The sequence below is a fragment of the Murdochiella massiliensis genome, assembly GCF_900059565.1.
Lineage (GTDB): Bacteria > Bacillota > Clostridia > Tissierellales > Peptoniphilaceae > Murdochiella > Murdochiella massiliensis.
The window spans coordinates 833,643-847,660 of the sequence record NZ_FIZW01000002.1 but is presented as its reverse complement, the minus strand read 5'-3'; the positions used below and the strand labels follow the sequence as shown (position 1 = coordinate 847,660).

10 protein-coding genes are annotated in these 14,018 nt (G+C 52.3%); 9 read left to right on the top strand and 1 reads right to left on the bottom strand.

What is annotated here, in order from left to right:
* Positions 1–41 precede the first annotated feature (41 nt).
* From BN3910_RS05545 to BN3910_RS07810, 9 genes are all read left to right on the top strand, one after another.
* Positions 42–1,700 (top strand): isopeptide-forming domain-containing fimbrial protein, encoded by a 1,659-nt coding sequence (locus BN3910_RS05545; RefSeq protein WP_066925125.1) that lies wholly within the window; start codon positions 42–44, stop codon positions 1,698–1,700.
* Between the two features lie 118 nt (positions 1,701–1,818).
* A complete protein-coding gene (locus BN3910_RS05540; RefSeq protein WP_082790322.1) occupies positions 1,819–2,754 on the top strand; it encodes a class C sortase in 936 nt (311 codons plus the stop codon).
* A complete protein-coding gene (locus BN3910_RS05535) occupies positions 2,751–3,701 on the top strand; it encodes a class C sortase (RefSeq protein ID WP_066925122.1) in 951 nt (316 codons plus the stop codon). Before BN3910_RS05540 ends, BN3910_RS05535 begins: the two co-directional genes overlap by 4 nt.
* A gap of 11 nt (positions 3,702–3,712) precedes the next feature.
* A complete protein-coding gene (locus BN3910_RS05530; protein WP_066925119.1) occupies positions 3,713–4,669 on the top strand; it encodes an isopeptide-forming domain-containing protein in 957 nt (318 codons plus the stop codon).
* Between the two features lie 104 nt (positions 4,670–4,773).
* Entirely contained in the window at positions 4,774–11,193 is a 6,420-nt protein-coding gene (locus BN3910_RS05525; RefSeq protein ID WP_066925115.1) for a SpaA isopeptide-forming pilin-related protein, read from the top strand.
* 102 nt (positions 11,194–11,295) lie between these two features.
* Positions 11,296–11,517, top strand: a complete 222-nt coding sequence (locus BN3910_RS05520) for a hypothetical protein (RefSeq protein WP_148417335.1) — start codon at positions 11,296–11,298, stop codon at positions 11,515–11,517.
* A gap of 812 nt (positions 11,518–12,329) precedes the next feature.
* Positions 12,330–12,623 (top strand): type II toxin-antitoxin system RelB/DinJ family antitoxin, encoded by a 294-nt coding sequence (locus tag BN3910_RS05510; protein WP_066925105.1) that lies wholly within the window; start codon positions 12,330–12,332, stop codon positions 12,621–12,623.
* Positions 12,624–12,953 (top strand): type II toxin-antitoxin system RelE/ParE family toxin, encoded by a 330-nt coding sequence (locus BN3910_RS05505; RefSeq protein WP_066925102.1) that lies wholly within the window; start codon positions 12,624–12,626, stop codon positions 12,951–12,953. It begins immediately after the preceding gene.
* Between the two features lies 1 nt (position 12,954).
* Positions 12,955–13,167, top strand: a complete 213-nt coding sequence (locus BN3910_RS07810; RefSeq protein WP_148417334.1) for a hypothetical protein — start codon at positions 12,955–12,957, stop codon at positions 13,165–13,167.
* 659 nt (positions 13,168–13,826) lie between these two features.
* Here the strand turns inward: BN3910_RS07810 and BN3910_RS07805 are convergent.
* Positions 13,827–13,976 carry a hypothetical protein gene (locus tag BN3910_RS07805; RefSeq protein ID WP_156469879.1) on the bottom strand — a complete coding sequence of 50 codons (150 nt, stop codon included), beginning with the start codon at positions 13,974–13,976 and terminating at the stop codon, positions 13,827–13,829.
* Positions 13,977–14,018: the final 42 nt, after the last annotated feature.

Here is a 14,018-nt window from a genome sequence, read left to right as displayed (position 1 = left end):
CGGCCGGAAACGGCCAAGAACCTGAAAAGAAAAGAGGAATTATGATGAAACAGTTGAAAAAATGGGCAGCTGTCTTACTGGCGTTCATGCTGGTTGTGACGCTAATGCCGGCAAATTCCATTGCCGCCGAACCAACGTCGAAAATCATCGTGCAGGGCGTTGAAGACGGTGCAACCGTAAACGCCTATAAGCTTACGGAGGCAACTTTTTTAGCCAACGGTGACTTCGACAAATACCAGAACGTTGGAGCAGGAGCATTTGCTGACCCGGCAGTGCCGACCACGGCAGAATGGTCCGAATTGATCAAAAAGCCGGTTGCTGATTTGGGAACAGCAATTCCCCTCACGCAGGCTGCAGCTGGTAAAGATTATGAGTCGGCTCCACAAGGCGCCGGTCTTTACATGATTTTGGTTACTTCCAAAGAAGGCAAGGTATACAATCCTATGCTGGTCGGAATTAGCTATGATAAGGCTACAGATGGTACGGAATCGGCAAAAGGCGGTACCATTAGTGTACCGGCCGAATTCAAACTTGGTGAGGATGCTGTTCTTTACCTGAAGAAGAGCGAAGTAAAGATTACCAAGACCACCGAAGATCCTTCACCGGAGGATCAGTCTACCAACGATTCTGATCATGGCAATGGCTTAGGTCTCAATGAGAAGCCGTCCTTCAAGATTAACACCACCATTCCTTCTTATCCGACGACGGATAAAAATCTTAAGTTCACCATTACCGATACCTTGGATCCCGGTTTAACTCCTCCGGCAGTGGATGACATCAACGTTACTGTTGCTGGGACTAAAGTTACGGCGGATCAAGCTACGGTTACCGTTGCAGGCCAAATCATCACGATTGAGTTTAAGGATGCTTACTTAAAGGGCCTGAACGGAGCCACCAAAGACGTAGAAGTGACCTATAGCGCTACGTTGAACGATCAGGCTACGGTGAACTTTGCAGCAAACAAGAATACGGTTAAAGTGGAATACACACATGATCCGAAGACTGGCGATACATCCACACATGAAGACATCACCTACCACTATACCTTTGATATCGATGGTTTGCTGAATGGTAAAGGGTCTGAAACTTCCCATGAGCTCACCAAACATGGCAAAATTGATGGAGAGACTAAGTGGTATACCAAAGATAGTGGGTTGCAGGGGGCTGAATTTACGCTTTACTCTGGTGACCCGACAGGCAAGAAGATTGTCGAAGGAAAGACGTTGAACGAACTTCAAGCGGATGAAGTTTTGAAATATCAGACGGTCACGACTACGGACGACGGTCGTATGAATTTCCAGAAGCTGGATGAAGGCATCTATTATCTCAAAGAAACCAAAGCGCCCAACGGATATAGCCTGAATAATAAGGTCTATAAGGTAGAGATTAAAGCGGATTACAATACGAACGGAACGCTGAAATCTTATTCCATCACCATTGATGATCAGGCAACCACGACCTTTAAGGCGCAGAATGAGGAGCAAGCTCCGGATACCACGAACAATCCTGATGCGAAGCAGGATGGCGTAGTTACTGAGACGGATGCCCCGACGTTGATCGAGAACACCAAGATCCCCGGACTGCCCTCCACCGGTGGTATGGGTACCTACCTCTTCACCGGCATCGGCGTTGCTCTCTTGGCCGGCGCAGCGGTGATGGTTACGGTCCTTCGCAAGAAGAGCGCCCAGGCTGCACAATAGGCGGAATAAGGATCAATCGATTGTTAGATGAATAGTAAGAGCGTCGCCCCGGAGGGCTCCGGGGCGACCCCTCTTATTTCTTGTGGGATCTTCGGATCCATCGGCAGAAAGAGCGGATATGGAACAGAAAAAGAACCCGGAATCCGGGGAAGATAGGACCAAAACGAATGAGGAACCCGACAAAGGGTCAACCGGGAAAAAGGATCGAAAACTCAGGATCCTCGCGGTCGTCCTTTTGCTTGCCGGAATTTTGGTTCTGCTGTATCCGACCATCAGTAATCGCTTTAACCAGTGGCGTGCGGAACAATTGTCCACGACATACCAGGAAGTGGTTAAAGCCATTCCCGATGATCATTTTGCCGAAGAGTTGGAAAAAGCGCGAAAGTATAATGAGAAGCTGACGGGGGAAAGCGTGCCGGATGTGTTCGCGCTTCGGGAAAAGCATGATGACCCCCTCTATGATTCGCTTCTTAACGTGACCGGCGACGGGATGATGGGAGAAGTGGAGATTCCGGCCATTAACGTCAAAATCCCTGTTTTCCACTACACGACGGATCAGGTGCTTCAACAAAACGTGGGGCATCTGGCAGGCTCTTCCTTACCCGTCGGAGGAAAGGGAACGCACGCCGTTCTCTCGGCGCACCGCGGATTGCCCTCGGCAAAGCTCTTTACCGACCTCAACCTGCTGAAAAAGGGCGATCTGTTCTTCATTCGTGTGCTGAACCAGTTTTTAGCGTATGAGGTGGATCAGATGATCGAGGTGGAACCGACGGAAACCGCGTCGTTAGCCATCGACCGGGACAAGGATTTGTGCACGCTCTTTACCTGTACGCCATACGGCGTCAACACCCAGCGTCTTCTGGTGCGGGGACATCGCGTGGACTATACGCCGGAGGAGGCCGAGAAGGCTTATGAAGGTGCCAAAGATCTTCGTGTGGATACCACGCGCCTGAGCATTCATTTGTTGGCGGCCGCCATCGGAATCACGGTCGGGCTTACCCCCTATCTGCTCTGGCGAAAGAAGAAAAAGAAAAAGGAGGCCGGGCGTTCATGAGAAGAGCATCGCATCGACGCTTCTGGATTCTCCTGTGCATCCTCATGATTCTGGGAGGGCTGGGCTTTCTCCTGTATCCTCCGGCCTCGGATCTATGGAACCGTTACCGAAACAGCAAGTTAGTTGACGTCTATTCGAAGGCGGTGCACGATCTTACGCCGGATAAGACCGAGGCCATTTGGACGAAGGCGCACGAGTATAATGAAAAGCATACGACGAACACCATCGTGGATGCCTTCAAGGACGAAGAAGAATATGTACTGACCGCTCCCTATGATCAGTTGCTCAATCCTTCTGGGGATAATATCATGGGGACGATTGAAATACCGAAAATCCAGGTGAAGTTGCCCATCTTTCATGGGGTGGGCGAGGAATCGCTGCAGCGCGGAGCGGGACATCTGGAAGGAACGTCCCTTCCGATTGGCGGAAAATCCACCCATTCAGTCCTCTCGGCGCATCGCGGATTGCCTTCGGCGATTCTCTTCACGGATCTCGACCAGATGGCTAAGGGCGATCTCTTCTATCTGCACATTATGGATGCGGTCTTCGCCTACCGCGTGGTAGATATACAAACGGTATTACCCCATCAGTCGGAACTCTTGGCGATTCAACCGGATCGCGACCTTTGTACGCTGCTTACCTGTACGCCCTATGGCGTGAACAGTCACCGTTTGCTCGTGACCGGCGAGCGAACCACCTATATCCCCGACGAGGCTACACCGGTCGTGGAAAAAGATGTGGCCGTTTTGGACACGGTCATTGCGAACTGGAAGATCACCTTAATTGGCGTTATCGTCTTTCTCTTCTTTCTTTTCGGGCTTCTCCTACGAAACCGACGAAAGAAGCAGAAGGAGAGGAAAGAACAGAATGCGCGAAATGAGAAAAATGAGCCGAAGGAACAGCAGGAACAGAATGAGCGTCAAGTCGCGGAACGCAATAAGGAATAAAGGAGTAAACCATGTATAAACATCGTAAACAAAGACATCGGCCCAATGTGTGGGCTCGGCTCCTCGCTTTTGCAGGCGCCTTCCTCATCTGTCTGGCGACCCTCTTTCCCATGGACGCGCGGGCACGGCGAGACAATCCCATGGTACGCTCCTACAACGAGACAAAATGGGGTTCGCTTACCTTGAATTTGACCTACACCAAGGATAAGGGCCAAACGTCGATTCCTCTCGACGGGGCGAAGCTTCGTCTGGTTCGCATTGCGGATCTTTCGATGGAAGCCGATGGCCCCCACTATACGCTTCGCTCGGGACTGACGAGTTTGCATTACGACTTTACCAAGATGACGTCCGGGGATCTTCGCCGGGCTGCTCGGGACATCGCGGCCTATATTAAGGCGCATCCCGATGCGTTAAAGTCGCTGGAAAACGAGGCAAATCCCAACGTTAAACCGGAAATTGACGCGAACCATAAGGCGGTTCGCACGGACACGTCGGATGCGCAGGGAAAGGTTTCTTTTGACCATCTGGTGCACGGCGTGTACCTTGTCACGCAAGAAGGAAAATCGGGCACGGCTTTGCAGTTTGCCTCCATGTCTCCGGTGCTCTATTTTGTCCCCGAGTATCTGAAAACGAACAACACCGGCACATGGGTCTATGATGTTGAGGCGAACCCCAAGTATTCGCCGAACAAGCCGCCGACACCGCCGGAATCCTCTTCGACGCCGCCGGAATCGTCTTCCACTTCGTCGGAGTCTTCGTCGACGCCACGGGAGTCTTCTTCGACGCCACCGGAAACTCCGCCAACGTCGTCGACGCCGACGCCCCCGACGCCGCCTACTCCGCCGAAGACGCCCACACCGGGTACCGGCGATAAGATTCGTTTAGGCCTTTGGATTGCTACCGGCCTGCTCGCATTCGTGGCGTTGCTTTTGCTGCTTCGCCGGAAAAACAAGAAGGACAACGAATAATATCGCTATTGCGGACCCTGTCCGATCTTCCTTTTGACCGGGCAGGGTCGTTTCTGACCATTGATCAATGTTGTATTCACTCGAGATTCATAGGGGGGGGTACGATGAACGTACAACATAGAAAGAAACGTATCACGAAACTTTTGGCCATGTTGCTCGCTTTTTTCATGGTTCTTGCTTTTGCGTTGCCGAGTAACTCGGGAACTTCTTTTGCCGATGCTAACGATGCCGACGAGGCGTCGTTGTTTTCGTTATTGAATAACGGAAAAATGAACGACGGTGAACCAAGCGGCGTGACGGATGAGGAAAAGGCAAATGACGGGGAGGCTCTCTTTGGAGAAGGACTGACCCGGACGCAAATTTTGGAAGAGGGGGGGGTAAAACAAAATAGCGCGCCAAATGAGCTCAGTGCCCCAAACCTTACGCAACAGGCCGCAGGAACATACATCACGGTGAAGGACCAGTACGGGAGGGCGGTCGATAATATTTATTTTACTATCACCAGAACCTACGACGGCATAAACTACCGTGCAAAGGCGGTAAGCGGATCGCTGTATATTTTTAACTCTGCTACCAATCAGTACGAACGAAAATCAGTAGAAGCGGCCGGTTTTTATGAGAACTATTTTCACCAAATCACGGTCAGTGCTACTGAGGGCGATGCGGCAAACTATACGTTAGATTCGAGTGCCGTTCTCACAAAATTCTATATTCAAAATGGTATGGCGATCCTGGATTCCGGTTCGTTTGCCATCACCTTGCAAAGCAAGGCACAGCCGCCCGCCCCTGCCGGTACTACGATGACCGCCAAGGACACAAAAGGAAACCCGGCGCCGGGCATCGCCTTTCTGCTGTATAAAGAAGGGGAGCCCAATATTCAGGCGAACCTGCTTTCCGATAGTAACGGTGCCTTGGTTTACACAGCCAATTCGGAGGTTTTTGATCCAAAAAAGACTTTGGCCGCCGGTACGTACACCGTAAAAGTTACGCCTCAATCTTCAAGCGATACCGCCAAAGCGACCTATGTCATGGATTCCACGAAAACCTATGCCACGTTTACCGTGACGGATGACGGCGCAGGAAATAAAACGGTGACGTTTATCCCGGCAAGCAGCCAAAATCTTGTTTTTCCATTGCTTGCGGATCTTCCCAAGGGAGAGGCGAAATTAACGGTCAACAAGACGGATGAGAAAGGCGATCCCCTTTCCGGCGTCACCTTTCAGCTGCAAGGCCCTGTGGATAGCGCTGCCGCTGGCACGAGGACGTCCGGTCCGACGGGAGCCGATGGAAAAACTACGTTCACAAATTTAGCCTATGGGGAATATCTATTGACGGAACTTTCGGCTCCGGACGGTTATGTGGTCAGCAAACAGGTTATCCATGTCATGCTGGGGAAGGATGCGGATACGCCCATCGTGGGCGGAACAGATGTGACCAAGGGTCTCACGCTCGATTCGGTTACCTGGAATCCGCCTCATGTAGAAAATGGTGTCAATACCATCTATCCCAATCAGGCGGAATCCTTGTCTGTGGATGCGGTGATTCAGGTGCCTGCAACGACACACCTTGCGCCCGGCGATTTCTTTACCATCCAGCTTTCCGATAACGTAGATACCTATGGTCTGGTGCAATCCAAAGAGCAGGGATTGGACATTTTTGCCGATGGAGGAAAGCTCGCCGAAGGCAAATTTGATCCGACCACGAGAACGATCACCTATACGTTTACGAATCTGGTCAAGACCTTTACAGCCAATCAGATCAAGCTCCATACGGTGCTTTTCATTGACAAGGTGAAGGTGCCGCAGGAAGTGAAATCGCCTTCCACGGTCACCCTTTCGTATGGCCTTGGTCAAACGACGCCGTCTACGTCGTCTTTTCAAGTGCTTTACCGTCCTTATTACTATCCGCAACAGACGGGTGGCTCCAATATCGGAACCATGTATTCGATCTACAACCCGGATAAAAAGACGGCGACCACTTATATTTACGTCAACCCGCTTACCAACAAGCTTAAAAAGGGAAAATTGGAAATTTCCGGCAAGGGATCTGTGCTGATTAATGCCCTGACCGATGTGAAGGTTTACGACGGCGGAAGCGGCAGCACGGATACCATGGTGCCGTCCTGGGGTGTCGTTCCGGCCAACTTGACGGAAGTGAACGGCCTTTCGCCGGTTATTGACGGCAATGCCAACAAGGTCACTATCGACTTTGGTGATCGGCTCGATACGGGAAGTCAGGCGTATATCGTCAAGGTGACCACCGGGTATGATCCTTCCTCGACGGAGGATTTGGGCATGGTGGCGAAGCTCTACGGCTATTTCAATGGCTATTGGAGCCAATACTACAATTATTCTTACTATGACTATGACTGGGCTGCCGCACAGACGTACATGAAATTTTATGAGCATGAAGGGACGGCGACCGGCATAGGCTTTGACGCTGAGGTCACGGTCTCCAACCCCAAAAACAGCATTGAGTGGACCAAGGTGAATGAATCCGGCCTGCCCCTGGAAGGGGCGGAATTTCGTTTGGTACGTGTTCAGAATGGCTCCGGACAGGACGGTTCTGAGCAAACGGTGATCGACAAGCTGGTTTCCAATCGGGATGGGCGCTTGTCCGCTTCGGGCCTGGCGCCGGGTTCTTATAAGCTCTATGAAACCAAAGCGCCGGAAGGCTATGAGATTCCCAAGGATGACACGGGAAAGGATAAGCCTTTGGCCACTTTTACCGTGAACGAGAAAGGCGAAATTAAAAGTCCGGATCCTGCGGATGGCAAAATCGTAAATGGCCGTCTGGAAGGTCGCTTCTCCGTCCACAAGACGGACAATGCGGAGAACGAAGCGGATCGCAAGCCGTTGAAGGACACGGAATTTACCCTGACGCCGTTGAAAGAAGATCCTGAGCATCCCGGTTCATGGATTGTCGATGATACTAAGAGTCCGATCACCAAGACGACCGATGCGGAGGGAAATCTGACCTTCTCCGGTCTTGCCATAGGAAAATATCAACTGAAAGAAACCAAGCCGTCGCCGGGTTATGTTTTGCGTGATACCACCTGGACAGTGGAAGTGAAGAAAGAGGTCGTCGATGAGGCGCATCCGGAGATCGAACGGGTGGTAACCACGGTCACCGAGGACGCTTCGCCGTCGCTTGCACGGTCTGCCGCCTTCGGGTCTGCTTCCGTCTCTTTCGGAAGAGAGCTCGTCCCCACGTCCACAAAAGACACCTACCTCGCGCCGCTACTGGATCATACCATGCAGCGCCTGCAAAAGACGCAGACGCTTCTCTCGTCCGATGCGCAGGAAGAGGAAACGTCTTTTGCCGACGGTATGCTGTATTCTGCCGATGCTCCCTTGCGCTCGGAGGGCGTTCCTTTGCGCTCTGCCGGTGAGGGGAAATACCAGTACTACAATCCGGTAGAGGTTAACGGGACGAAATGGCCCGCCAACGTGGAGGAAATGGACGTCGACGGGGATGGTAGTGCCGACTACAAGATCACCCAGACCATGGAACCCGACGGTACGACGCCGGGTCAGTACAAGGTGAATGTAAAAGTGGAGAAGATGCCGGAGACGTTGGAGCTGGTGGTGTTGATGGATAACTGTGCCGCCTTTAGCCAGCTGACCGGAAGAAAGACGGACCGTTTTCAATGGGCAGGCATGACCAGTGGTACGCTCCAAGATTACCCGACGGTGGAAGACTGGCTGAATTATTATTTTCGAGGGGTTCGGAATTCTTCTAATCAAGTGACCCAGGAAGGCCGTATCACCAGCCTTCTCAAGACGATTCGGCAAAGCTATCCCAATGCCAAGGTAACCCTGTTGGGTGCCGGTGGAGCGACAAGTACCGTTCAATATTGGACAACCAACCCGTATACGAGCCTGCCTATTGCGGATGCAATCAACATGAATCATGCGCTCAAGGCAAGCGGTGTCTATAATCCCAATGTTGCGCCACCGAAATGGGAATTTACCGGAGGCTGGGGACGTGCCGGTCTAAAAGAGGCCATGCAGCAGGCCTATAACACCCTCAATTCTTCCACGGCGCAGAAGAAGGCTTTCTTTCACTTACAGGGCGTGCCGACCTTTGGTATAAATAAAGGTACTGCGCCTCTTTTGCCGTTTTGGGATCAGGGCACGACAGAAGATGCCAGACGAACATTTGCGAAAATTCAAAATATCGCTCGGGTCAGTTGGTTGGTGGAATTGGATCCTTCGGCTTATGATGAATATTTCTTCCGACCTTCGGAATATCTGGCCAATGGGCTTCCGGATCCGAGTCAGGTTCATATTCTACAAAATGCGTCGAGATATTGGCTGGATAAGGATCAGTACTGGAACCAGGTTGATGCGGCGGCGATGGAAAGTGCCTATAATGTGGCGATGCCTGCCATTGCGCAGGAGATCACCAACGGCGCGTCGAGTAATGCAAAACTCAATCTGCAAATTCAGCTGGCGGACAATGTGCTTTGGCGTACGGCGCCATCCGGCGACACCTCGATGACAACAGCCGGGGTGAGCTACCATGCGGCGACGGGGTCATTAACGAAGTCGAATTTCACGATGACCTCCGACAAGCCGCTGGAATTCTCCTACTATATAAAGGCGAATTCGCAGGCATCCGGCGCTAAGCTCAATGTTTTTGAGAACATCAATCAGGCCAAGACCAGCGGTCTTCAAGTGAACACGACGAAGCCGGATGGTACGGTGGAAAGCACGACGTCCGCCATTCCTATTCCTCAGCTTCGGATTCCGGGCTGGGAAACGACGGTGAAGAAATATTGGTACGGTAATTCCGATGCCGATAACGCGAGCTTTCAGACTTTCCCGGAGACGGGAGCAACGCCGCCGACGGGGCCGACTTCGCCCTTGGATCCGGCGAAGAGGAAGGCGTCTCAGGTTCTTATCTATTCCGATACGGCTTATTCGGATGATCCGGAGACCAAGATTGGTCTTGGGCAAAAGCTGAAGAGTCCCTATGAGTCGTTGCGCTTTGCCCGGGCTCTGCCTTATTACGACAATAATGGAATGCCCATTAATTATCAGGCAACGGAGTACCATGATCCGATTTTCCACACGAAAATGAACCTGGTCAAGAATGACGCCACGCTGAAGCAGACCTTCTATATTGGCGCGCAGATGGATCCGGTCGTGGTGAAGATGGACATCCGGGTGACCAAGCAGTGGGGAAGCGGGACGACGGATGCGGATAAGGTGCCGGTGACGGCCAAACTTCTGGCCTTCCGTGTGAATGTGGACGGGAGCGAGACGCCGCTGACGGATGCGGAGATGAAGGCTTTGATCGGAGCCGGAAAGCCGACCACGCTCAGGTTAGATGCGGATGGACGTTGGACGGGAGACTTTACGGATTTGCCCACCAGTCAGGTGGTGAACGGCCAGGCGACGGAAATCGTCTATCGCGTGAAGGAAGTGCCTCTTCCGGGCTTTGATGTGTCGTATCTGTATGATTCGCAAGAGGTGACACAGCCGGACGGCACAACCAAACCCACACACTACGTGACGATTGTGAACCAGAAACATACGCTGATTTCGGTCACCAATGTACCCAACGAGGTGGATTTTTACAAGGTGAACGGAAGCGGCAAGGCGTTGGCCGGTGCCACGTTTACGCTCCGGAAGGAGACCGAAACGCCGGGCACATGGGCGGATGTTGCCGGTTACGTGGATATAACGACGACGCAGGTCACGGAGAACGGTGTCGAACGCGCGAAGCTCCATTTTGAGAAGCTGGATCCGGGCAATTACCGTCTTAATGAAACGACGGTTCCGGCCGGCTATGAGGAGCCGACGAATCCCGTTGCCACCTTTACGGTTTCCGAAACGACGGGCAAGGTGGAAAATGTCCAGGCGTTAAACGCGAGCGGTGTTCTTGTCGAAGGCACCTCGGGCGTCGCTATTTATAACGTGTCAAAAGACCGTCCGCCGGTTGAGTTCTATCTTGATAAACTTGGCGGGGTGCAGGGAGAAACGCTGCATCGGCTGACCTCGGGTACGTTAGACATGAAGCTGGAAAAGACGGACGACGCGAATAAAAGCAGGACGGTGACGTTTGATCTTTCTCAGGACTACGAGAACATTTCCAACACAGGAACAAGAGGCCTCAAAATCACCATTCCGGCCGATTGGCCGGCCGGCGACTATGCTTTGACGGAAGTGACGGCTCCGGCAGGTTATCAGAAAATGGCCGGTACCATTACGCTTCGCTACACTGTGCCGGCAGATCTGTCTTCGACGACGGGGCGGACGCTCGCCGTGGTGGATGCCCAGGGCAACGTCCAAAGCCCATATCTCTTTGAGGAAACGCAGATTGACGGTGTCTGGACGCCGATGTATGCTACGGGCTATGCACCCTTAGCCATCGAGAATTATGTGTTTGTCCTGCCCTCCACGGCAGGCCCCGGCACCTTCTTCTTTACCTTGGCAGGCGCCTTCCTGCTGGGACTTGCGATGAGCTTGCGAGGCGCCAGCTCGAAACCGCGGCCGCGGACGAAGTGTCACGGCTGAATAGCTGGCTCAAAACCGCGGCTGCGGAGGCGCAGCTGAAGGCGCGAGCACTGCCGGGAATGCTGCTTCGTTGCTTGAATTGTGGCCTGTTGGCGTTGTGGCGTGGCTTTATGCGGAGCGCCGCTTGGAATGATGTTGGCGGCGCGGTTTGAAGAAGGAGCGCCGCTTGGAATGACGTTGGCGGCGCGGTTTGAAGAAGGAGCGCCGCTTGGAATGATGTTGGCGGCGCGGCTTGAAGAAGCGGAGCGCCGCTTGAATCGTCGTTGGCGGCGCGGTTTGAAGAAGGTGCGCCGATTGGAATCGCCGTTGGCGGCGCGGTTTTAGCATAATAAATTATGCGCGACCCTGGCTGAGCGGATTGAAGTGCCGCAGCCAGGGTCGTTTTTTTTGGCTAAACCCTGGCTGGTGACAAAGGCGTATTGTAGCCAGGGTCTCTTCACGTCTGTGGAACCCTGGCTGCGGAAAACAATGCGTGCCAGCCAGGGTCAAGCACGCTCTGTCGAACCCTGGCTGGAGAAAACGCCTTGTTATAGCCAGGGTCTCTTCACGTCCGCGGAACCCTGGCTGCGGAAAACAACGCAAGCCAGCCAGGGTCAAGCACGCTCTGTCGAACCCTGGCTGCGGAAAACAACGCAAGCCAGCCAGGGTCAAGCACGCTCTGTCGAACCCTGGCTGGAGAAAACGCCTTGTTATAGCCAGGGTCTCTTCACGTCTGTGAAACCCTGGCTGCGGAAAACAATGCGTGCCAGCCAGGGTCAAGCACGCTCTGTCGAACCCTGGCTGGTCAAAACGTTTTGTTATAGCCAGGGTCTCTTCACGTCTGCGGAACCCTGGCTGCGGAAAACAATGCGTGCCAGCCAGGGCCGACATTCTTTTTTCGACCCTGGCAAAGAGAGAAAGCTTTTTTCCGCCAGGGACGGCGCTTCTATCCAACGAAACAAACGTACGCCAGTCAGGGGCGAAGAAGCGGAGCACCGCTGGAATCGCCGTTGGCGGCGCGGTTTGAAGAAGAGGAGCCGCCTTCGGCGGCGTTTTGATCCGCCGGCCGCAGGCCGGCTCCTTATAGAGAAACACACCTTAAAAGTATTGCGAAACGCAATACTTTTGCATACAATTTAAAGAGGAGGTGATGGGTCATGAAAGATGCAACCGTTAGTGTTCGTGTTGAAAATGAGGTCAAAATGCAGGCAGAAGACATTCTTAATAAGCTGGGCATCCCGGTTTCTGTGGTGATTAATTCACTATACCGCCAGATTATTTTTCAGCGCGGCATTCCTTTTGCGTTATCTTTACCTACGACTTTGAGGACGCAGGATGAGATGCATGAGGATGAGCTTTCCGCAAAATTGCTGCATAGCTATGAACAGTCTGTTGCAGAAGAAGGCAGGCCGTATCCATCTGTTTTTGATGAACTCGAGAGCGAGTTGTAAATGCAGAGCTTCAACGTACTTCTTACTCCGGATGCAGAGAAAGATTTACGAGAATTACGAGAATATATTGCTTATATCTTGCAGGCGCCGATGACGGCAAAACAATACATCCATTTTCTTCGGCAAGAAATCGAACGACTTTCCTACATTCCGGAAGGATTTCCCCTGGTCGAAGATGAACCTTGGCATACGCGTGGAATTCGACGGCTCGTAGCCAAAAACACTTTAGTTTACTATCGTATTGATTATGCATCACAAACTGTTTATGTTCTCAATTTTATTTATGCAAGACGAGATCAACTTGACGCTCTTCATCGCATGAGTGACTAATATGGCTAAGCAGAGCGCCGCAGGAATCACTGCTGGCAGCACGATTTGCAGAAGGAGCGCCGCTGGAACCACCGTTGGCGGCGCTATTGCCGAAGAGGAGCCGCCTTCGGGCGGCGTTCTGATCCGCCGGCCGCAGGCCGGCTCCTTCTGGCGCTTTGGCGCCGCGATGTTATATAAACGTCTATTTTGTTTTGACGACGCATATAGCGGTTAGGAAAATACGGTATATTGTGTCCGTAATTCCATAAAGCGCAAAAAAAGGACACAGTAATCTGGCTTGATCGAGTAAAACTGTGTCCGAAAACGCGAAAAACGAAAAAGAAGGATACAAAATTGGCAAATAAAGCATAGATTTGTGTCCGTAATTCCATAAAGCACAAAAAAAGGATACAGTAATCTGGCTTGATCGAGTAAAATCGTGTCCGAAAACGCGAAAAACGCAAAAAAGGGACACGCTTTATCGACTTGAACGCATTAACCGTGTCCGAAATCACGAAAAACGCAAAAAAGGGACATGAATGCTGGCTAAAGAAGCATGAACTTGTGTCCGCAATTTCAGAAAGTGCAAAAAAGGGATACAGTTTTCCGGCTTTAACGCGAAAACGTTGTGTTCCAAAATTCAAAAAGTGAAATTGCGGGCGCAAAACGCTTCTCTTGCTATAAGCCAGTGCCGACAAAATCGGTCTCCGTCGTTGCCTCAATTTTGCTGCGCTGCCGCTCCGCCATTCGCGTTCCATCATGCAGGCGCATCCGGCTGCTCCGCCATCCCGTACCACACCACGCTCCATGCCGCGCCATCTCGTATCATCACCATCCCCTTCCCGCCATGCCCTCCATGTCGCCCAACTTAGCACGCGTTCCTGCCGCACCGCGTCATCCTGCCGCTCCGCCATCCCGCACCACACCACGCTTCATGCCGCGCCATCTCGCATCATCGCCATCCCCTTTCCCGCCCAATCCATACGCCGTCGCGGTCGATTCATACGTCGCTACGTTACACCATTCTGACTGATTTATGCCCATGGCATTTCCGAACGAAGCACCTCTCGAATCCGCTATAATGGG